Origin of the sequence: Nocardia beijingensis NBRC 16342, assembly GCF_001612785.1 — a bacterium.
In the GTDB taxonomy this organism is placed as follows: Bacteria; Actinomycetota; Actinomycetes; order Mycobacteriales; family Mycobacteriaceae; genus Nocardia; species Nocardia beijingensis.
In genome coordinates, this window is record NZ_BDBC01000017.1 from 288,746 (window position 1) to 309,485 (window position 20,740).

The window sequence follows — 20,740 nt, forward strand, 5'->3', positions numbered from 1 at the left end:
GCTCTGCCTGCCTCGGCCGAGGCGTCGCGGGCGATGGGAGCAGATGCTGAAGCGGACGGTGTCTCTTGCTCGCAACCGCGTAGATCGACCCGATCACCGCGCCCCGGCCGCTCCGAGATGCCGGATGTCGGCGTCCCGGGATTCGTCACTCTGCCGGGGCGGGCGGACGACCCGGTCCGTATCGTTCGAGCAGTTCGGCACCGAGGCGGGCCAGCTCGGCGCGCACCTCGGGCGGATCGATGACCTCGATCGCGCCGCCCCAGCCTGCCAGCTGCTGGGCCAGCATCCAGGCGGTGGGAGCGGTGACGCGAACCCGGACGCGGCCGTCGGGAACCGGGCCGTCCACGAGACAGTTGCGGCCTTGCTGGTCACGCAGGATCGGCAGCAGGCGCTCGGAGATCAACACGACGGCGGCGGTGGTCGCGCGCCGCCGCTCCATCTCCTCGACCACCAGGCCCCAGGCGTCGGCGAGATCGAAATCCGCTGGCCGCTGTGCTGTTTCACCGGTGGGCGACGCTTCGGAGATGCGATCGACGCGAAAGGTCCGCTGCCCCCGTTCCGTTCCGGCGATCAGATACCAGACTCCGTCCTTGTCGGCCAGGCCCCAGGGATCGACCAGGCGCTCGGATCGTTCCCCGGTCCGGTTCGCATAGCGCAGCCGGACCTTCTCGCGCCGCACCACAGCGCGTTGCAGCAGCGCGACCGACGGTGGCAGCTCCCGATCGATCGCACCCCAGCGCGCCGGGTCGATCACCACCGCGTCGGCCGCCGCCTCCGCCTCGCCGCGAAAGGTGTGCGGCAGCGCACGGACCAGCTTGCGCAGCGCCGACTTGGCCTCCGGCACCGCGCCCGCGGAGGGACCGGCCAAGAGGAACAACGCCCGCGCCTCCCCCGCCGTCAGACCGCTCAGATCGGTGCGCGCACCGCCCACCAGCGACCAGCCACCGCCACGGCCCGGCTGCGGATAGACCGGCACCCCGGCGGCCGACAGCGCCTCGAGATCACGGCGGGCGGTCGCGACCGAAGTCTCCAGCTCCGCCGCGACCTGCGCGGCCGTGACCCGTCCTCGGGTCTGCATCATCAGCAGGATCGCCACCAACCTGTCCGCTCGCATGGGCACGATTCTGCCGGGGAAAGTGCTCATTCGGTGCGCACTTTTGCTCGGATGATGGGAGCAGAAACATCAACCGAGAACGAAGGAGAACCACCATGCTGCGCGGAATGGCGACGAGCACCTTCTACGCCGACGACCTCGAGGCCGCCAAGGACTGGTACGCCCGGCTCTTCGGCATCGAGCCCTACTTCCACGTGCCGAACGGCTACTACGAGTTCCGCATCGGCGACTATCAGCACGAATTCGGCATCGTGAACCGCGCCTACGCCCCCGCGGGAGCGCGCAACGCCCCCGGCGGCGCGATCGTCAACTGGCATGTCGACGACGTGGGGGCCGCGTTCGACCGGCTGCTGGAACTCGGCGCGACCGTCTACGACCCCATCACCCCGCGCGGCGACGGCTTCGTCACCGCCGCGGTGGTCGACCCGTTCGGCAATGTCCTCGGCATCATGTCCAACCCGCACTACCTCGAGGTGCTCGCCGCGACCGGACCCGCCTGATCGGTCAGGACGGCGCAATGCGACCGACCGTCCGACCGCACAGCTCGCCGGGCACTAGGGACGGAGCCGCGATGACCCGCCGTATCAGTGCGGGATCCGTCCGAGCCGCGACCGGCGCGCGGTCCTCGTAGCCGCCCACCGCGACCGCCTCGGCCGATTGCCCGCCGGACCCGGGGCATCGCCGAAGTGACGCCCACGAGTCGGCAGCGCGCCACTTTCCTGGCGGAAACGTGCGGCGGCTACTGCGCAGCTCCGCGGGCCGGGCAGTTCGCCCGCTCGGAGCGTGCCGAGGAAATGCGTCGCCCAGCCCGGTGACGGAGCGTCGTCGCCTGATGTTCACCGATCGAGCCCCTACGGCCGCCGCGGCCCGCCGGCACTGCTCGGCGCCGTCCGGGATCACGGCCGAGGCGGCGAGCGACGACCGTCGCATGGAGCGCGCCGCACGTCTGCTCGGGCCGATCCGGCCGGGTATCAAGGACGGAACCAGCGTTCCAGGACGGTGGCGACGCCGTCGTCCAGGACGTGGCCGGTGACTTCGTCGGCGAGGTCGCGAACGTCCGCGGGCGCGTTCGCCATCGCGATCGAATGCGCTGCCCAGCGCAGCATTTCCCGATCGTTGTAGCCGTCGCCGATGGCCAGCGTCGCTTCGTCCGGGACGCCAAGGGCGATGCGCAGCTGTTCCAGCGCCCAGCCCTTCGATACGCCTTGGCGGGCAACGGTGAGCCACGGTCCGAACTCGCCGTGCACCCAGCTCGCCCCCGGCACGTGCAGGGAGCGCAGCGCGAGCAGCATCTCTTCCAGCGAGCCGTCCGGCAGCCAGCCGTTCAGTCGCGGGGTCGGTTCGCTGCTCAACGCGTGGTGATCGACCAGAAGGTATTCGCCGAGCGAATATTCGCCCGGACTCGCTCCGGTGGCCCAGGTCCCGATGCCGACCTTCTCCACGGCGAAGATCATCGCCGGGAACAGCGCGCGTAACGCGGTGATCGCGGGCGCGGGATCGAACGACTGGATCGCCACCGGTTCGCCCCTGGCCACATCGATGTGCACGGCGCCGTTCGAGCACAAGGCATGTCCCTCGCGCAGACCCAGTTCGGTGAGCACCGGGCGTGTGGTCAGCAGCGTGCGCCCCGTGGTCACCACGACATGCGCACCCGCCGCCACGGCCGCGCGCACCGCCGCGACCACCCGCGCACTGATCGGTGTTCCCGTATCCAGCAGCGTCCCATCCACATCCAGCGCGATCAGCTGGGGACCCCCGGAGGCCATGGATCCATTGTGCCAAGGGGCCGCCGTGCCCGCCGTCGAATCCGCCGGGCCCGAATACGCACCGGCGCCGGGCGATCCGCCGACCGGGCCTGCGCCGTTATCGACCGCGACCGCCGCCACCGGCGCCACCCGCGCCGCCCCTGGACGACCCGCCCGCCGACGCCCCGCCGACCGAACCGGCCCGGCCCGGCGAGCCGCTGGACGACGAAGCGCCCGAGGAGTTTCCGCCCGCGTGACCGCCCGCCGACGACGCGCCCGGACGCCCATTCGATGCCGAGCCGCCGGTCGCGGAATTGCCCGCCGACCCACCCGGCGACGAACCATGAGCCGACGAATCGCCTGCCGCCCCAGCCGAAGACGAACCATGCGCGGAGGAACCACTCTCCGACGACGAGTTACCAGCCGACCCGCCCGAGGACGACCCGTGCGTGGTGGAGTTCCCGGACGCGCCTCCCGACGATCCACCGGCCGATCCGCCCGGCGATCCACCGGACGATCCGTGCGACGAGTCGGCAGACGATCCGTGCGCGGTGGAATCGTTCGCCGAACCACCGCTCGACGCGCTGCCCTCGGAAGATGTTCCGCCGGTTGACGTCCCCTCGCCACCTCCGGACGACGAGTCCCCGGTGCTCGCCGCTCCGGAAGCGGACGAACTCGACGCATTGTGCTCACCCGACGCCGCGCCCGGTGAGCCGGACGTTCCGGTCGACGGACTTCCCGCGGAACTGCCCGGCGCGGTCCCACCCGGCTCCGCGGGCTTCGAACCGTTCTGTGGCGCGGGAATGGTCGGCTCCGGCGCCCCCACCGGCGGCGCGCCCGAGCCGGGAGCCGGTACCTGTCCCGGCGCGGGCGGCTGGCCTGGCAGACCCGGCCCGGGACCCTGACCAGGGTTCGGGGGTTGCCCGGGAGTGGGCTGCTGCGCGATATCGCCTGGCCCGGGAAGAACGACCGGACCGAACGGCAGTGGATTCACGAAGTAGGCGGGATCGCCGTAGCCTCGATAACGCACTCCCCCCGGGGCGCAGCAGTTTCTCGGGTCACGGTGGCTGCCGATCCGGGATTCGGCCACCGACGGACCATAATCGGCGCTGCGCGGAGCCGGTGTGATGAATCGGGTATACGCGGAGGTCGGCTGGGACAGCAGCGAGGGCAGCGCCCGGCCGGATGCCCACAGGGCGGGCGCGGATATGCGCGACCAGGCCTCGGCGAGCTGCTCGCTTCCCACGTCGACCAGCAGACTGTCGGCCGGTGCGCCCAGTTCCGGAAGACGCTCGAGCATCGGCGCCAGCTCGGGCGCCGTGGGGCCGCCGAAGACCGTCACCGCCGACATGGCCACCGCGGAGACCACCGCGGCGCTGGAGAACACCGCGACACGCGGCGCGTTGGAGTGGCGGTCCGACGCGCCGAGCGCCATGGTGCGTGCCGCCATCAGGGCCGCGCCCGCGGCGATCGTCTGGCCCGGATCGGCCGAAATCAGCACGGGGCGACCGAGTTCGGCCAGCGTGCGCGCCACCTCCGCCGGTCGCGACGCACCGCCGACCACCAGCACGCGCCCGATGTCGGACAGGGTGATGCCCGCCTCCCGCACGCAGTCGCGGACCAGCTGGAGCGAGTCCTGCACATGCGCGGCGCGCAGCCCGTCGATGTCGACGATCGACGTCATCGGCAGTCCGGCGGACGCCACGTCCGGGGCGTACCTGGCGATCATCGACCCCAGCGGCCTGCCACCGAAATCGTGCGAGCGCACCGGCTTTCCGATCATCGGATGGTCGTCCCAGTCCGGGCCGACGCGCACGATGCTCACGTCGAGGCTGGTGCCGCCGAGGTCGTAGACCAAGACGAACTCGGTCTCCAGCGGGCCGTGCTCGTGCTCGAGCCACTCCGCCGCCGCGACGGGCTCGGGCACCAGCAGCACGTCACCCGCCCCGGATAGGTCCAGCGCCTGGCGCAGCAACGCGACCTGCTTGTCGGAATACACCGCCGGATAGGTGGTCACGACGCCTGCCTCGGCCGCGCCCGGCTCGGCCGCCCTGAGCTCCTTGACCACCGCGGCGACGAGATTGGCCGGTGACCAGATGCGGCCGCCGACGATCACCGCGTCCGGATCCCGGCTCAGATCCGCGAAATCCGTGACCGCCATGTCGAATCGGGCGATCCCGCCCAGGCGCAGCCCACCCGCGCTGTCGAAGGTCACCGCGGTGCGGCGAGACCGCACGGCCGGTCGTGGCCGATCCGCGCTGACCGAAGCCGTCACGGAATTCACCGCACCGATGCTGAAACCCAGACCTGTAGTCATTCGCTATCCCGTCAACGCACCGTGACCACGTCCATCACATGGCGTTCCCCTGTGGCCGCGGTCGTCTTCCAAACAGCCACCACAGGTTAGCTGTTCCGCGTCCGCATGGATGCGCAATTGATATGGAATGTTCGATCGACCGCAATAGTCGTCCGAATTGCCAGGTAGATACGAGTCGATCGGTGCGTCCAGTCCACTCGACATCGCCAATTCCCCTGCGGAAGATACTTTTCCGCTACCACACAGCGATCTCGATACCGAGGGCGAAATCCGACCGACCGCCGGTTTGCACCCTCAGGAACACACCGCCCGACAGACACCTACCGGTAGGTAACCAGATCCTTGCTCCCACCGGCCATCTCGGCACATCCGCACCCCGCGCCATTCAATTGACACATCAACTAGACGTCCGATTCTCGCCAGCATCGTCGTTCGGGCCCGGCTTGACTCGACGGCGGGTCGCATCACGGAGGTGTGATCGCGAGAGTGGAGAGGAAATCGAACGATGGCAACACGGTTCCCGGAGCAGGTCGTCTTGGTCACCGGCGCGACCTCGGGCGTGGGCAAGGCGGTCGCGCTGCGGGTCGCGAGCGAAGGCGCCGCGGTGGTGCTCGGCGCGCGCGGGAAGGATGCCGGTGCGCAGGTGGCCGACGACATCCGCGCGGCAGGCGGCCGCGCGCTGTTCGTGCCGACCGATGTCACGGTGGAGCAGGACGTGGCCCGGTTGACCGACGCCGCACTGTCCGAATTCGGCCGCTTGGACGCCGCGTTCAACAACGCGGGCGCGGTGCACGCCTTCGGCCCGGTCGCGGAGATCGACGAGGCGGGCTGGCGCGCCGATCTGGAGCTCAATCTCACCAGCGTGTTCTACGGTCTGCGGCATCAGGTTCCCGCGCTGGCGGCCTCCGGCGGCGGCGCGATCCTGAACAACGCGTCGAATCTCGGTGTGGTGGGGATGGGTTCGGTCGCGCCGTACGTGGCCGCCAAACACGGAGTGGTCGGCTTGACCCGCGCCGTGGCGCTGGAAGCCGCCGACCAGGGCGTACGAGTGAACGCTTTGGTGTCGGGCGCGGTCGACACCCCGGCGTTCCGCAACTCGATGGGCGCGACGCCCGAAGGAGAGGCCGCCATCGCGGCGCTGCACCCGCTCGGCCGCATCGCAGCGCCGGAGGAGATCGCCTCCTTCTGCGCCTATCTGCTCAGCAAGGAAGCGAGTTTCGTCACCGGCGCCGCGCTGGCCGTCGACGGCGGCTTCACCGCCCGCTGAGCCCGCAGACGGCACCGCCTCGGGATACGGTGCGGTATCCCGAGGCGGGGTCGGTCATGCGCGCGCCAGCAAGCGGCTGACCTTGCCGGGGCGGGCTCGCACCGCTCCCCCGGCACGGACCGCGGGCTGCCGCGACCGCACCAGCCGGTCGAATTCCGCTGAGCTGCGGGTCGGCTCGGGCAGACGGCCCGCGTTGAAGTCCGCGGCCAGCTGCCGCACCGTCTCCTGCGCGCAGGACTTGTTGGTCCCGATGAATCCGGTGGGTCCACGCTTGATCCAGCCGGTCACGTAGGTGCCGGTGACCACGGGACCACCCGGGCTCTCCAGCACCACCCGGCCGTCCTCGTTCGGAATCACCGCGGCCTGCTCGTCGAACGGCAGGCCCGGCACCGCGACGCCGCGGTAGCCGACCGAGGTGAGCACCAGGCCCGCGTCGAGCCGATCGGTCTGCCCGGTGGAGACGGCGCGGACGCGGCCGTCCGGATCGGTGACCAGCTCGGTGCGATCGATTTCGACTCCGGTCACCCGGTCGGTGCCGAGGATCTCGGTGGGCGCGGCCAGATAGCGGAACACGATGCGTTTGCGCTCCCCCACCGGCCGGGTGCGCACGCTGTGCAGCAGCCGCAACTTCTGTTCGACATGGAACGGCAGTTCCGCGCCGAGTTCGGGCAGCTCGCCCTCGATCACGATGTCCACGTCGCACCCGAGCAGGCCGACGAATTCCGGCACGGTGAAGGCGGATTCCAGCGGACCGCGCCTGCCGAGCACGACCACCTCGTCGACCTTGCTCTCGCGCAGCGCCCGCAACGCGTACGGCGCGATGTCGGTGCCGGTCAGCGTCGCGGGGTCGCTGGTGAGCACGCGGGCGACGTCGAGCGCGACATTGCCGTTGCCGACGATCACCGCGCGCCTACCGGAGAGATCGAAAGCGTGGTCGGCGTAGTCGGGATGGCCGTTGTACCAGGCGACGAAGTCGGTGGCCGACACGTTGCCGGACAAACCCTCGCCCGGAACGCCGAGCTTGCGATCCGACGACGCCCCGACCGCGTAGATCACGGCGTGGAAGTGGTCGAGCAGTTCGGCGTGCGAAACATGCGCGCCCACCTCGACGTTCAAGTACGAACCGAATCCAGGCTGCGCCGAGATGACGTCGAACAGCTCGGCGACCTTGCGGGTCTTGTCGTGGTCCGGCGCGACGCCGTGCCTGGCCAGCCCGTAGGGCACCGGCAGCCGGTCGAACACCGTCACCGACACCTCGGGCTGGGTCAGCAGTTCGTCGGCGGCGTACATCGCCGACGGACCCGATCCGACGATCGCCACCCGCAGCGGCGTGCGCTCGGTGTGGATCCGTGCCGCGGGCACCGGTCGCGCCAGCAGGGGGCGCGGACGCGCCTGCCGGTAGAAATCGGCGTTGATCTCGATGAACGGCTTCTGCTCAGCGGTCAGCTTCTTCGATGACACGATGGCGTCGACCGGGCACGCGGTGGCGCAGGCGCCGCAGTCCACGCACGCCTGCGGGTCGACGTACAGCATCTCCGCGGTCCGGAAGTCCGGTTCGTCGGGCGTGGGATGGATGCAGTTGACCGGGCAGGCGTAGACGCAGGACGCGTCGCTGCAACAGGATTGGGTGACGACGTACGGCATGCGACTCAGGCGACCTTGTTCGCGGCGCGCAGCGGCTCCGACCGGTAGCGCGTGCTCGGACCGTCGATGCCGAGCGCCTTCCACACCGCCTTGGCGACCGGGTTCATCAGCCCGATGTCCTTGGCCAGCGCGCGCACGTCGCAGAAGTAGTCGCTGAAGACCTGCTTGGCCTCCTTCGAGCCGTAGAAGAGCTCCTTGCGGACCTTCTCCGGAATGTCGAACTCGGCGAAGAACGAGCGCGGCGGGGTGACGATCGCGCGGCCGAGGATCCACATCACGATCGGCATGGCCAGCGAGAGGATGAACTTCTGCGCCGGCTTCGCCTCCGGCACATGGTTCTTCAGGAACTCGTGCGCGAAGGAGATGTGCCGTGCCTCTTCGGCGACGTGGATGGCCATCACGCCGCGCATGATCGGGTGCACCTCTTCGCCCGAGCGCAGGATCTGCTTCTGGATGTGGTCGATCGGCTCCTCACCGGCCAGCACGGCCATGAAGAACAGGTTCGGGAACCAGGCCGCCACGGGCGCGCCCAGGTACTTGAACTTGCTGACCAGCGGGCCCATGCCGGGTACGTCCAGCCCGATCCGGTTGACCATCTCCTGGAACATCAGGGTGTGGTTGTGCTCCTCGATCATCTCGTGGGAGCAGTACCGGAACTCCGGCGAACCGTTGGGCAGGCCGAAGTTGTGGATGACCATGCCGCTGATCAGGATCGACTCGAACTGCAGGCCGACCTTGGCGATGTTCGCCTGCCGGTACTTGCCGACCGCGATCTTCTGCTCGGTAGACAGCGCCTGATACCAGGGGTGGCGGGCCACGGTGTCGGCGGACACGGGCAGGATCCAGCGCTCCTCACCGGCGTCGGCGGCGAAGTCGGGATTGTCCCAGTCGATGTCCTCGAAGGGATCGAAATGCTTGTTCACCGATCCCTCGGAGAGCAGCAGCAGCTTCGCGGCGTACTCCTGCGCCTTCTCCAGATCGGTATCGACGGCTGGTGTCACGGCTGCGGACATCGTCGTCACTGCCTCTCCTCGATGGAACCGTTTAACTGTATCCCATAGTTACACCAACGGAGAGTCACGTCAACCCAGCAGTTGCTAGGGGCCGCCCGGCGATGCGCGCCCTCATCACGCGCATCGCCGGACGGCCCCTGTTCGTCGCGGCCCGTGCCGGGGTCTAACTCACCAGCACCCCGTCACCGACCGCCAGGATCGAGGTCCCGAAACCGAAGACCGCCGACATACTCGTCACGACCATCACCCGGCTCAGCCTGCGCCTGGTCCGGCGCGACAGCATCAGTGCCCGCGTAGCGGCACGACGACGGAGGCGGCGGCGCCTGACCCGGCGCAGTTCGGCCGTCGCCTCCGCCGCGGCCGCCGCTCGCCGTCCGAGGATCGCGGCGCCGTCCGCGGTGGTCCGCTCGGGATCGGCGGCGACGATCACCGGCCTGGCCAGCTCCGCGGCCAGGACCTCGGCCACCTCCGCCGGTCGCGCCGCCCCGCCGACCACGAGGACGCGGTCGACATCTGCCATGGTGACGTCCGCGACCCGCAGACAGCGGTAGACGAGTTCGAGCGACTCCCGGACATGCTTGACGCGCAGTTCGCCCGCGATCGTGTCGGCGACCGACTCGGCGACCGAGGACGCGGACAGGCCGCCTCCGGCGCGCTCGGCGATCAACGCGCCGAACGCGCGTCCGCCGAATTCGGTGGAACGCAGCGAGACGCCGACGATCGGATTGCGCGGACAACCCGCGCCGACCCGGACCAAGGTGACGTCGAGACCGGCGCCGCCGAGGTCGTAGACGAGCGCGAGACCCGGCATGAGCGGACCGCGGTCGGCTTCCAGCCAGGCCGCCGCCGCGACGGGCTCGGCCACCAACTCCGCCTTCGTGAGGTCGACGGCGTCCAGCGCGGCACGCAACGCGTCCACCTGCTCGTCGGCGTAGCGGGCCGGATAGGTGACCGCGATGCCGAGCCCGCTTCCACCGCAGGGACGGTCCTGCCGCGCCTCGTCGATCAGGCACTTCGCCACCGTGGCGACGAGATCCGCAGGCGCGAGCGCGCGGTTGCCCACCCGCGCCCACGTGCTGGAACGCTGCGTGAGGTCGGCGAATTCGGTGACCGCGCGGCCGTGCCGTGGGATCATGCCGACCCTGGCCACGCCGGTGCTGTCGAAGGTCAGCGTGGTGCGGCGCGTGATGGTCTGCGCCCGCTGCGTTTTGCGTCGCCCCGGCGGAGCCTTGGCCGAACCTTCCTCCGTGAGAACGGAAACCGTGTTCACCGTACCGATGCTCAACCCGAGACCAACCGCCATCGCAATCCACCCGATCGCCGTGCCGATTTGCTTCGAACGTCGTTTAGGCAACCACTCCGCGATCTTCGTGCCAAGCCCGGACAACCGATTGTCCGCAAGCCGCCTGTGCCACGCCGCACCGTTTCCCCGCGCCTCGAGGCCCTCACCTGGCCGACCAGCGTTACACATGCCGTCCAGTCGGATTTCCTTGCGACACGCGGGGATAGACCGTGCCCGGTGGATGTTTGCCGGATTCCGGCGACCTGTCCGCATTTCACCCTGCGACAGCACTCCATATGGGGAGACTCCCCTTGACGGCCCCGCACGGCTGGGTGCCGATGATTAGCCGAACGGCGAGGCCGCGGACCGGCGGCGAGCATGGACATCCGCACCGCCTGCCGGGTCCGCCTTCTGCCGTATCCACCGTCGCATCGTCGCGCGTGCGCCACGCCCGTCGGCAACCGGTCCGCAGTGCGGCGGGATGGCAGTAGCCACCGCCACGCGAGGGAGTGCGGCAAATTCTCAGCGCCGCACTGCGCGCGTCCATGGGGCAGGCGTTCGGCTCCCCGGATCCCCTACTGCGCAGGCAGTTCCGGGATCCGAGTGGCGCGCACGTAGACCGTCTCGCCGTCCGACAGCCGCAGCGCTTCGGCGTCACCGCGGGTGACCTGCGCGGAGAACAGGTCGCCGGTCGCGGCATTGCGCAGTTCCACGCGCACCTCGAAGCCGAGATGCACCACGCGCTCGACCGTCGCCCTGGTGACGCCCGCGGAGTCGGCGGTGCCCTCGTGCTCGGCGAGCGCCATGCTGGGGTCGCGGCCGACGCGAATGTCGTGTGGTCGCACCAGATGTCCGTTGAGCCGGGCCACCGCGCCGAGGAACGACATCACGAATTCGTTGGCAGGCCGGTCGTACACGTCCTCCGGAGTGCCGATCTGCTCGATGCGTCCCGAATTCATCACCGCGATCCGGTCGGCGACGTCGAGCGCCTCCTCCTGGTCGTGGGTGACCAGCACGGTGGTCACGTGGACCTCCTCGTGCAGCCTGCGCAGCCAGGTCCGCAGATCGGCGCGGACCTTGGCGTCCAGCGCGCCGAACGGCTCGTCCAGCAACAACACCTGCGGATCGACGGCGAGCGCGCGGGCCAGCGCCATGCGCTGGCGCTGGCCACCCGACAGCTGGGCCGGGTAGCGGTGCTGGAAGCCGTCCAAACCGACGATGCCGAGCAATTCGTCGACGCGCTTGCTGATCTCGTGCTTCGGGCGCTTGCGGATCTTCAGGCCGAACGCCACGTTGTCGCGCACGGTCATGTGCTTGAACGCCGCGTAATGCTGGAAGACGAAGCCGATGTCGCGCTTCTGCGGCGGCACGCGGGTGACATCGCGGCCCGCGATGGTGACCACGCCGGAGTCCAGCGACTCCAGTCCGGCGATCGAGCGCAGCAGCGTCGACTTGCCCGAACCGGACGGGCCGAGCAACGCGGTGAGCTCGCCGGAGGGAATCTCCAGGCTGACGTCGTCGAGGGCCGCGAACGTGCCGTAGTTCTTGTTCGCGTTGGTCACGGTGATCACTTTGCGCCCCGCTTACGTTCGAGGAGGGTCATCAGCAGAAGGGTGACGAGGGCGATGCCCATCAGCAAGGTCGCGGCGGAGTACGCGCCGAAGGTGTTGTGGTCGTTGATGTACCGGCCGTGCACGAGCAACGTCAGCGTCTGCGACTTGCCCGGCAGCGCGGAGGACACCATGATGACGGCGCCGAACTCGCCGAGCGCGCGAGCCACGGTGAGGACCACGCCGTAGGTCAGGCCCCACCGGATCGCGGGAAGCGTGATCCGCCAGAACGTCTGCCACTTGGAGGCGCCCAGGGTGGCCGCGGCCTGTTCCTGGTCGTCGCCGATCTCGTGCAGCACCGGCTCGACCTCGCGCACCACGAACGGCAGCGTGACGAAGATGGTGGCGATCACCATGCCGGGCAGATTGAAGATGACCTTGAAACCGACGTCTTCCAGGCCGCCGAACCAGCCGCCCGCGCCCCAGAGCAGGATCAGCGAGACGCCGACCACCACGGGCGAGACCGCGAACGGCAGGTCGACGATGCCCTGGACCAGGTTGCGGCCGGGGAACTTCCCGCGCACCAGCGCGAGCGCCGTCACGATGCCGAAGACCACGTTCACCGGGACGGTGATCGCGACGATCAGAATGGACAGCTGGAACGCCGAGATCGCCGCCGGCGTGGTGATCGAGTCGACGAACGCGCCGATCCCCCGCTCGAACGTGCGCCACAAGATGATGATCAGCGGCAGGACCAGCAGCACGAACAAGTAGCCGAGCGCCACCGTCCGCAACGAGATGCGGGTGAGCGGATGCAGTTTCATCTATCCTGCTCCGTCCCGGAGGAAGGCCCGCGCCCCGGCGATCCGGGGAGCGCTGCGCGATTGGTTCTCATCGGGTCGCCTGCTCCTTGCGCGCGCTGCGTTCGGCGAGCAACCGCAGCACCAGCAGCGTCACGAACGAGATGGCCAGCAGCGCGACCGAAACGGCCGCCGCGTTCACCGGCCGATCGATCTCGATCTGCTTCTGGATGTATTGCGAGGCCATCTCGGTCTTGCGCGGGATCGCGCCGCCGATCAGCACCACCGAGCCGTATTCGCCGATCGCGCGGGCGAAGGCCAGTCCGCCGCCGCTGATGATCGCGGGCGTCAGTGCGGGCAGCACGATCCTGCGGAAGGTGGTCCAGTTGTTCGCGCCCAGCGAGAGGGCGGCCTGCTCCACCTCGCGGTCGGCCTCGATCAGCACCGGCTGCACCGAACGCACCACGAACGGCAGCGTGACGAACGCCAGCGCGACCACCAGGCCGGGCTGGGTGGCGTTGAGATGCACGTCGATCGGGCTCTGCGGACCGTACAGCGAGAGCAGCACGATGCTGGCGACGATGGTCGGCAGCGCGAACGGCAGGTCGATCAGCGCGTTGACCACGCCTTTGCCGGGAAACCGGTCGCGGACCAGCACCCAGGCGATCAGCGTGCCCATCACCACGTTGACCACCGCGACCACCACCGAGACCAGCACGGTGATGCGCAGCGAGTCCAGCGCGGCGGGCGCGGTGACGGCGTCCCAGAAACCGGACCATCCGTCCTCGAAGCTGGTGACGGTCAGCGCCGCCAGCGGCAGCAGCACGATGATGCTCAGCCACAACACCGCGGTGGCGATGCCGAGCGGGCCCACCGAGCCGGTGACGCGCAGCCACGACCAGTTCCAGCGGCGTTCCCGGCGCGCGGGTTCGGAGACGCCGGGACCAGCTGCCTGCGCGGTCCCGGCGTTACTGCTCGTAGTCACAGTCGTCCAGTATCCCGTGTAACGGGGGTCACCCGGTCACTTGGTCGCTTGGTCATAGATCACCGCTACCGAGCCGGTGTTCGGGGTGAACAGTTCCTTGTCCACGGCCTTCCAGCCGCCGAGGTCGGCGATCGTCCACAGCTTCTGCGGAGTCGGGAAGTCCTTGGCGTAGTCGGCGGCGACCTTCGGATCGACCGGGCGGAAACCGGCGGTGGCCCAGGCCTTCTGCCCCGCGGGGGTGAACAGGAAGTCGCGGAAGGCGACGGCCTTCTGCTGGTTCTTGCTGTTCTTCAGTACCGCGACCGGGTTCTCGATCTTGAACGTGACCGGCGGGACGAAGTGCTCGATCTGATCGCCGTTGCGCTCGGAGAAGATCGCCTCGTTCTCGTAGCTCAGCAGGACGTCACCGGTGCCCTGCAGGAAGGTCTCGGTCGCCTCACGGCCGGACTTCGGCTGCACCTTCACGTGCTCCTTGGACACCAGCTTGCTCAGGTAGTCCAGGCCGGCCTGCGGGTTCTTGCCGCCGTCGCTCTTGGCCGCGTACGGCGCGAGCAGGTTCCATTTGGCCGACCCGGAGCTGAACGGGTTCGGGGTGACCACCTCGACGCCCGGCTTCAGCAGGTCGTCCCAGTCCTTGATGCCCTTCGGGTTGCCCTTGCGCACGACGATCGCGACCACCGAGCCGAACGGGATGCCCTTGGTGGCGTCGGCGTTCCAGCTCGCGTCCACCAGGCCCGCGTCGACGAGGCGGGTGATGTCCGGCTCGACCGAGAAGTTCACGACGTCGGCCTCGGCGCCGTCCTTCACCTTGCGGGACTGGTCGCCCGAGGCGCCGTAGGACTGCTGGATCTGGACGTTCTTGCCCTGCTCGGTCTTGTTGAACTCGGGGATCACCTTGTCGAAACCGGGCTTCGGCACGGCGTAGGCGTAGAGGTTCAGGGTGCCGCCGCTGCCGTCGGAAGCGTTTCCCCCGACCGTGTCGCTGGCTCCACCGCCGCACGCGGTCAGCGCGACCGCCGCTAGGGCGGCTAGGGCAACGGCGCTGTAGCGTCGGCGCGGCGAAAGCCAGGATTTGCGAGCCATCGGGGTGGACCTTTCGTGCGGACCGCCAGTTCTCCGGTAACACATCGGTGGCGGCGACCATCTTTTCGAAGCAGCAGACCCGCCGATCGAGTGATACGGCAGCGGCGCGACTATCGGCCACAACGGGCCGTCGGGAAGCGAAAGCACATCTGCGGGAAGCGCGCCAGTCTGCTGACAAACGAGACGCGGACGTGCCCGGTCGCCGATCAGCGACAGTAGACGTCCGCGACCGCGAGGTCACCGACAGCAATCAACGCCAATTCATGGCGGACCTGCGGGACTGCGCTCGAAGACACGGGCAGACTGTAGCAGAGCACAAGGCGGAGTTCGAATCGAAGAGCCCAGCAAGAGGGGGGTTTCATCCTATGACCATCGGTGCGGATGGCCTCCGAACGGCATTCCCGGGCACCGGCACGCGCACGTGGGAGCACCTCGCCGACCGCACCACTCTGGTTACCTTGCGGTCACCGACGGGGTACGACGTGACGCTGCGCACATTGTCGGGTTTGCCGCAGGAATGCCAGCACGTCTGTCACGGGACGGTCGGCCCAGGCCGACGACTGCGAGCGGTCCAGCGAACTGCCCGACGGTATGTCGACACTGCGTCGGCGACACCGTCGCGGAGCGCGGCAAGCGGTTCGGCGAGCGGCGCGGCGGCGGAAACCGAGCGTCAGCGGGTGATCAACCAGGCGACGACGATCAGCACGAGCAGAGCGATAAGGGCGAGCTGCACCCGCGAACGAGGCATCAGCGCGCCCCGCTCTGCACGGGGGTGCGCACCTCGGCGGCCGGTTCGGGTTCCAGCACCGCCGCCGGGCCCGCCGGAGCGGGCCGCACCGGCGTGGGGCGGGCGCCGAAGCGGCGATCCAGGACGCGCAGCACCGCACGCAGCACGCGATCGAGCCCGTAGGCGATGGCGAAGCTGATCGGGACCATGCCGATGAGCACCACGAGGAACTGCGGAATGAACGGGAGTCCCGCCACCCACAGCTCGAAGCCGTCCCACCAACCTGCGATGCGATGCACGGCTCCAGCCTAGTCGGTACGCCGGCCGGTTCCACGCGACCGTCGGCCACATCGGCGGCACCGGGAAGGCGGGCGGTGGACGACGGACGCCCATCGGCCCGAAGATGGGGTATGGCGTCCACCGATGACCTCCCCCTCAACGACTCCGACGGCCTGCCGACCAACCTGGCCGAAACGCATCACCGCGGCGCCTACCCGCCGATCGATGACTACGCCTTCCTGTCCGACTGCGAGACGAGTTGCCTGATCGCCAGCAACGGCTCGGTGGAATGGATGTGCGTGCCGCGACCGGATTCGCCGAGCATCTTCGGGGCGCTGCTGGACCGCAGCGCGGGGCACTTCCGGGTCGGGCCGTACGGCGTCAACGTGCCCTCCGCCCGCCGCTACCTGCCCGGCGGGATGATCCTGGAGACCACCTGGCAGACCAGCACCGGCTGGCTGATCGTGCGCGACGCGCTGGTGCTCGGACCCTGGCACAACAACGATCAGCGCAGCAAGACCCACCGGCGCACCCCGATGGACTGGGATGCCGAGCACCTGCTGCTGCGCACGGTGAAATGCGTGAACGGCACCGTGGAGCTGGAGGTGAGCTGCGAGCCCGCGTTCGACTACCACCGGGCCAGCGCCCGCTGGGAGTACACCGGCAAGGTGTACGAGGAAGCGACCGCGGTGCGCGGCGACGACCCGAGCGCCGGGCCGACCCTGGTGCTCACCACCGATCTGCGTCTCGGGCTGGAGGGCCGCGAGGCGCGCGCCCGCACCAGGATGAAGGAGGGCGACCAAGTCTTCGTCGCGCTCACCTGGTCGGAACTGCCCGCGCCGCGCACCTTCGACGAGGCCGCCGAGAAGATGTGGCAGACCACCGAATGCTGGCGCCAGTGGATCACGCTCGGCAAGTTCCCCGATCACCCGTGGCGCAACTACTTGCAGCGCAGCGCGCTCACCCTCAAGGGCCTCACCTACGCCCCGACCGGCGCCCTGATGGCCGCCGCCACCACCTCGCTGCCGGAAACTCCTGGCGGAGAACGCAATTGGGATTACCGCTACAGCTGGGTGCGGGATGCCAGCTTCGCGCTGTGGGGCCTGTACACGCTGGGCCTGGACCGGGAGGCCGACGACTTCTTCGCTTTTCTCAACGACGCGACGACCGGCGAGGACGGCGAGCCCGTGCCGCTGCAGGTGCTCTACGGCATCGGCGGCGAACGGCAGCTCGACGAGATCATCCTCGATCACTTCGGCGGCTACGACCAGTCCCGTCCGGTGCGCATCGGCAACAATGCCTACATCCAAGATCAGCACGACATCTGGGGCACCATGCTCGACGCGGTGTACCTGCACGTGAAGTCTCGCCAGCAGGTGCCGGAGACGCTGTGGCCGCTACTTGTCCGCCAAGTGCACGCCGCCATCGAGCACTGGAAGGAGCCCGACCGGGGCATCTGGGAGGTGCGCGGCGAGCCGCAGCACTTCACCTCGTCCAAGGTGATGTGCTGGGTGGCGCTGGACCGCGGCGCGAAACTCGCCGAACTGCACGGTCAGTACGAGCACGCCGAGGAGTGGTACGCGATCGCGGAGGAGATCAAGGCCGACGTCCTGGCCAACGGTGTCACCTCCGAAGGCGTGTTCACCCAGGTCTACGGCGGCGACACGCTGGACGCCTCGCTGCTGCTGGTGGTGCTCACCCGCTTCCTGCCGCCCGAGGACGATCGGGTGCGCGCGACCGTGCTCGCCATCGCCGACCGGCTCACCGAGAACGGCTTGGTGCTGCGCTACCGGACCGAGACCACCGACGACGGCCTGAGCGGCACGGAAGGGGCCTTCACCATCTGCTCGTTCTGGCTGGTCTCCGCGCTGGTCGAGATCGGGGAGATCCAGCGGGCGCGGCACCTGTGCGAGCGCCTGCTCGGCTTCGCCAGCCCGCTGCGGCTCTACGCCGAGGAGATCGATCCGCGCAGTGGCCGCCACCTCGGCAACTTCCCGCAGGCGTTCACCCACCTGGCGCTGATCAACGCCGTGACCCACGTGATCCGCGCCGAGAACTCACAACACGCGGGCCGCTTCCAGCCCGCGCACACGCCGCAGGGTCATCCGGTCTGACCAGGCAACGACCTACGCGGGGACGAGGCCGTCGGCCTCCTCGCGCAGCTCGCGCACTTTGCCGAGCTGTGCCTCGAGGTCGGCGATCCGCTCCGGCCTGCGGTCGCCGAATTTCCCGTAGTTCTCCTCGGCCGAGCGCAGCGCGGCATCCGCGGTGCGGGAGACCTCGGTCGCGATGTCGGTGAAGTGGTCGCGAAGCACCCGCTGCACGGCGCGCAAGCGGTTGCGCGACTCCTTGCCGACCTGGAAGATCACGTCGTCCATCAGGCGGGCCACGGCCACCTTGGCCTCGGCCCTGCGGCGTTGCTTGCGGTTCTTGTGGTCGTCCCACAGCGCGTTCACGCCGAGCAGCACGCCCGCGCCCGCCGAATACCAGTTCACCAGCGACATGCCGAGCAGGCTCGTGGCCAGACCGACCATCAGGATGCCGCCGTAGGAACCGCGCAGACCGGTCAGGAACTGCTGGGTCACTCCGGCCTTCGCGCTCTCCAGCGGCTCCAGCGGCTGCACCGCTTCGAGCACCTCACCGGGGTCGGCCAAACGCAGGTCCGGTAGCGGTGGGGTCCGGTTGTCGGCCGGGAACTTGGCGGCCACCTGCTCGCACAGCTCCATCGAGCGGTAGTGCGCCACGGCGAAGTTCTCCTCGACCGCCTGGCAGATGCGCGCGTCCAGATCGGCGCCGAAATCTTTCCACCGGCGCGCGGGGTCGGTCTGCGCGATCTCGGCCTCGGCGTCGCGGATCAGGCTGCGCAGCCGGTGGCGCAGGTCGTGCTCGATGTCGGCCATCAGCTCCGTCGCGCCGTCGACCAGCGTGACCTGCCAGTTCGCGGTGCGCTGGCGGAGCTGGTCGGCTTCGTCGCGCGCGCGGGCGAGTTGGTCGGTGATCTCGGCGCGGCGCCGGGGATCGCGCAGCGCCTCGGCCTCGGTGCGCAGGGTCACCGCGAGGTGATCACTGACCAGGCGGATGTCCCCGACCGCGGCTTCCAGCGCCACCGCGTCCGCGCGGGCGACCACGTAGTCACGCAGATGATCGATCAGCTGCGGCACGCCTGATTCGATGTCGCGCTGGTAGTCGCCGGTCAATCCGGCCTGCCGGTGCAGTTCCGCGGAGACCGGGGCCACCGCGAAGCCGAGGCCCGCCGAGTCCAGCAGTTCCCGGTTGCGCTGCTGGGTGCGCGACCAGTGCGGGAACAGATCGATCTTGTTCAGCACGCAGATCACGGTGGGGCAGATCTGCTGGATGCGCTGCAACTCGGCGATCTGCTCCACGGTCAGCTCGGCGCCCGCCTCGCCGACGTAGAGCACGGCGTCGGCCGCGGCGATCATCGACCAGGTGGTGCGGTTGTCGCCCAGCGCACCCGGCGCGTCCATGACCACGACACCGTCGGCCAGCAACGGGCTGGGCTGGGTGAACTCGGCGCGGACGACGCCCTGGGTGGCCAGCGCAGGGCCGGGATCCAGCGGGTCGACCGACTGACGTTCGGTACGGCCGTACTCGGTCTGCCGCACCAGCGTCGCGGTCGGCTCCGGCCCGTACTCGACGATCACCGGGACGCTCAGATCGCTGTTCGTCGCGCTGACCGAGGCGCCGACCAGGCTGTTGACCAGCGTGCTCATGCCGTTCTTCGGAGGACCGACGACCACGAGCCGCACCCGGGGATCGCTCACCCTGGCACGGACCATGCCCAGCCGGCTGCCGAGGTCGTCGCGTCCGGCGGATCGGGCCGTCTCCCGCAGCTCGTCGAGGATCCGAATGAGCGGGGCCATCGCGTCCGGATGTTTCACGGTCGCAGCCTTCAGCCCGGCAGCGGCAGACAACCCTGCTCCTTACTTCTCGGTGACTTTTCGTTCCCCTGCGGCCACTCCGCGGTCGTCGGAACCTTCCGCGGCCCTGCTAGATCAGGGAGATGTCATCGGACGCGTAGTGGTGCGTTTCCACTATGCCCGAGTCCGGCAACAGGGCGCCCGAGAGGCTCCCTCCCGAGGACAACGCCAGCGCGGAATGGTCGTAGGTGTAGTCGGCGACCGGGTAGGCGGCGTCGACGGGGTGGTCGAGCGCCAGCGGCGCCGAGATGCCGTGCGGCTTCGGGTCGATCACCTGCGGCTTGACCGGCGCCTGCGTGGGCACAGGGGCGGTGTAGGTCGGCGCGGACGGGGCGTGCGGCTCGACGGTGGGCGCCTGCGCGGGGGCGCTGTAGGTGGGGTCCGGCGCGTCGTATGTCGGCTGCGCCGGCCTGCTCACCGTCGGAACGTCGGCGGTGGGCACCTCGTGGGTCGGTACGTCGTTGGTGGGATGCGTGCTGTTCGACGTGCCCCCGGTGCTCGGCCGACCGGCGCCGCCGGGCGTGGTCACGTCGTCGTCTGGGGTGGTCGGCGCGTGCGTCGGCGCCGGGGTCTGGGTGACCGTCGGAACCTTGGTGGTCGGCACGTCCGGCGCGGTGGTGACGCCGCCGTGCGGCACCGTGGTGGCGCCGGGGAGTTTCGTGACGTCCTGGTCCGGCGTCTTCGGCGCGGACGGGGTGGTCACGTCGCCGGGGACGCTCGGCGTCGGCGTGGTCTTGACGATCGTGGTCGGCGGGGTGACGGTCGACGCGGGCGACTGCGTCGGGTGCGACGGCTGCGGGTCGGTCACCGGGGCGGGTTTCACCGCCTGCGTCGGCCGCACCGCGTCGAACAGCGCGGGGACGGCTGCCGCGGGAGCGGTCAGCACGGACGGCCCTTCCGGCGCGGCGATCACATTCGCGATCGGCGTCGAGGCGGCGTCGGGCTGGATGGTGGTCTGCAACGGGGTGACCGCGACCACCGGCGCCGCGGCGACCG

At 69.6% G+C, this 20,740-nt stretch carries 16 protein-coding genes and 1 pseudogene; 3 read left to right on the plus strand and 14 right to left on the minus strand.

The genetic code is table 11. The features are described from left to right. Positions 1-145: 145 nt before the first annotated feature. Positions 146-1,114, minus strand: coding sequence for a helix-turn-helix transcriptional regulator (locus tag NB3_RS12490; RefSeq protein WP_067801277.1), 969 nt, complete (start codon positions 1,112-1,114; stop codon positions 146-148). Between the two features lie 95 nt (positions 1,115-1,209). Between NB3_RS12490 and NB3_RS12495 the strand changes: the two genes are divergently transcribed. Next, a complete protein-coding gene (locus NB3_RS12495) occupies positions 1,210-1,614 on the plus strand; it encodes a VOC family protein (protein ID WP_067801278.1) in 405 nt (134 codons plus the stop codon). A 471-nt stretch (positions 1,615-2,085) separates the two neighbouring features. On the opposite strand, the gene NB3_RS12500 is transcribed toward NB3_RS12495, so the two are convergent. Both NB3_RS12500 and NB3_RS12505 read right to left on the minus strand, forming a co-directional pair. Continuing rightward, positions 2,086-2,880: an HAD family hydrolase gene (locus tag NB3_RS12500; protein ID WP_067801424.1), complete on the minus strand. Its 795-nt coding sequence runs from the start codon at positions 2,878-2,880 to the stop codon at positions 2,086-2,088. A gap of 97 nt (positions 2,881-2,977) precedes the next feature. Then, a complete protein-coding gene (locus NB3_RS12505; RefSeq protein WP_157111763.1) occupies positions 2,978-5,176 on the minus strand; it encodes an Hsp70 family protein in 2,199 nt (732 codons plus the stop codon). A 505-nt stretch (positions 5,177-5,681) separates the two neighbouring features. Here NB3_RS12505 and NB3_RS12510 point away from each other — a divergent pair. Beyond that, complete coding sequence (locus NB3_RS12510) at positions 5,682-6,443, plus strand: SDR family NAD(P)-dependent oxidoreductase (protein WP_067801285.1); 762 nt, start codon at positions 5,682-5,684, stop codon at positions 6,441-6,443. A gap of 54 nt (positions 6,444-6,497) precedes the next feature. Here NB3_RS12510 and NB3_RS12515 read toward each other — a convergent pair whose 3' ends face one another. The 9 genes from NB3_RS12515 to NB3_RS12550 all read right to left on the minus strand — a co-directional run bounded on the left by NB3_RS12515 (position 6,498) and on the right by NB3_RS12550 (position 15,826). Continuing rightward, positions 6,498-8,087 (minus strand): FAD-dependent oxidoreductase, encoded by a 1,590-nt coding sequence (locus tag NB3_RS12515; protein ID WP_067801290.1) that lies wholly within the window; start codon positions 8,085-8,087, stop codon positions 6,498-6,500. A gap of 5 nt (positions 8,088-8,092) precedes the next feature. After that, the gene (locus NB3_RS12520; RefSeq protein WP_067801293.1) at positions 8,093-9,100 is read right to left on the minus strand and encodes an AurF N-oxygenase family protein; all 1,008 of its coding nucleotides are present in this window, start codon (positions 9,098-9,100) and stop codon (positions 8,093-8,095) included. A 163-nt stretch (positions 9,101-9,263) separates the two neighbouring features. Further along, entirely contained in the window at positions 9,264-10,370 is a 1,107-nt protein-coding gene (locus NB3_RS12525; RefSeq protein ID WP_244891875.1) for an Hsp70 family protein, read from the minus strand. Between the two features lie 587 nt (positions 10,371-10,957). Then, the gene (locus tag NB3_RS12530; protein ID WP_067801298.1) at positions 10,958-11,953 is read right to left on the minus strand and encodes a sulfate/molybdate ABC transporter ATP-binding protein; all 996 of its coding nucleotides are present in this window, start codon (positions 11,951-11,953) and stop codon (positions 10,958-10,960) included. Next, positions 11,950-12,756 (minus strand): sulfate ABC transporter permease subunit CysW, encoded by an 807-nt coding sequence (cysW, locus tag NB3_RS12535; protein ID WP_067801301.1) that lies wholly within the window; start codon positions 12,754-12,756, stop codon positions 11,950-11,952. Before cysW ends, NB3_RS12530 begins: the two co-directional genes overlap by 4 nt. A gap of 67 nt (positions 12,757-12,823) precedes the next feature. Next, positions 12,824-13,624, minus strand: coding sequence for a sulfate ABC transporter permease subunit CysT (cysT, locus tag NB3_RS12540; RefSeq protein ID WP_067801428.1), 801 nt, complete (start codon positions 13,622-13,624; stop codon positions 12,824-12,826). 129 nt (positions 13,625-13,753) lie between these two features. Continuing rightward, positions 13,754-14,800, minus strand: a complete 1,047-nt coding sequence (locus tag NB3_RS12545; protein ID WP_067801304.1) for a sulfate ABC transporter substrate-binding protein — start codon at positions 14,798-14,800, stop codon at positions 13,754-13,756. A 206-nt stretch (positions 14,801-15,006) separates the two neighbouring features. After that, entirely contained in the window at positions 15,007-15,162 is a 156-nt protein-coding gene (locus NB3_RS36800) for an Ms4533A family Cys-rich leader peptide (RefSeq protein WP_355155471.1), read from the minus strand. Between the two features lie 385 nt (positions 15,163-15,547). Then, positions 15,548-15,826: a hypothetical protein gene (locus NB3_RS12550; RefSeq protein ID WP_067801306.1), complete on the minus strand. Its 279-nt coding sequence runs from the start codon at positions 15,824-15,826 to the stop codon at positions 15,548-15,550. On the opposite strand from NB3_RS12550, the gene NB3_RS12555 reads away from it, so the two are divergent. Then, on the plus strand, positions 15,821-17,920 hold the full coding sequence (locus tag NB3_RS12555; protein WP_371855897.1) for a glycoside hydrolase family 15 protein: 2,100 nt from the start codon (positions 15,821-15,823) through the stop codon (positions 17,918-17,920). The genes NB3_RS12550 and NB3_RS12555 overlap by 6 nt on opposite strands. A 12-nt stretch (positions 17,921-17,932) precedes the next feature. Here the strand turns inward: NB3_RS12555 and NB3_RS12560 are convergent, their stop codons facing one another. Together NB3_RS12560 and NB3_RS35545 are read right to left on the minus strand one after the other, a co-directional pair. Next, the gene (locus NB3_RS12560; protein WP_244891876.1) at positions 17,933-19,705 is read right to left on the minus strand and encodes a dynamin family protein; all 1,773 of its coding nucleotides are present in this window, start codon (positions 19,703-19,705) and stop codon (positions 17,933-17,935) included. A gap of 109 nt (positions 19,706-19,814) precedes the next feature. Then, positions 19,815-20,740, minus strand: a pseudogene (locus NB3_RS35545) (hypothetical protein); the annotation flags it as partial.

What these genes read in the sequence shown, in the direction of transcription:
- NB3_RS12490 (WP_067801277.1), bottom strand. Translation starts at nt 1,114, where the DNA reads ATGCGAGCGGACAGGTTGGTGGCGATCCTGCTGATGATGCAGACCCGA.
- NB3_RS12495 (WP_067801278.1), top strand. Translation starts at nt 1,210, where the DNA reads ATGCTGCGCGGAATGGCGACGAGCACCTTCTACGCCGACGACCTCGAG.
- NB3_RS12500 (WP_067801424.1), bottom strand. Translation starts at nt 2,880, where the DNA reads ATGGCCTCCGGGGGTCCCCAGCTGATCGCGCTGGATGTGGATGGGACG.
- NB3_RS12505 (WP_157111763.1), bottom strand. Translation starts at nt 5,176, where the DNA reads ATGACTACAGGTCTGGGTTTCAGCATCGGTGCGGTGAATTCCGTGACG.
- NB3_RS12510 (WP_067801285.1), top strand. Translation starts at nt 5,682, where the DNA reads ATGGCAACACGGTTCCCGGAGCAGGTCGTCTTGGTCACCGGCGCGACC.
- NB3_RS12515 (WP_067801290.1), bottom strand. Translation starts at nt 8,087, where the DNA reads ATGCCGTACGTCGTCACCCAATCCTGTTGCAGCGACGCGTCCTGCGTC.
- NB3_RS12520 (WP_067801293.1), bottom strand. Translation starts at nt 9,100, where the DNA reads ATGTCCGCAGCCGTGACACCAGCCGTCGATACCGATCTGGAGAAGGCG.
- cysW (WP_067801301.1), bottom strand. Translation starts at nt 12,756, where the DNA reads ATGAAACTGCATCCGCTCACCCGCATCTCGTTGCGGACGGTGGCGCTC.
- NB3_RS12545 (WP_067801304.1), bottom strand. Translation starts at nt 14,800, where the DNA reads ATGGCTCGCAAATCCTGGCTTTCGCCGCGCCGACGCTACAGCGCCGTT.
- NB3_RS36800 (WP_355155471.1), bottom strand. Translation starts at nt 15,162, where the DNA reads ATGAAACCCCCCTCTTGCTGGGCTCTTCGATTCGAACTCCGCCTTGTG.
- NB3_RS12555 (WP_371855897.1), top strand. Translation starts at nt 15,821, where the DNA reads ATGCACGGCTCCAGCCTAGTCGGTACGCCGGCCGGTTCCACGCGACCG.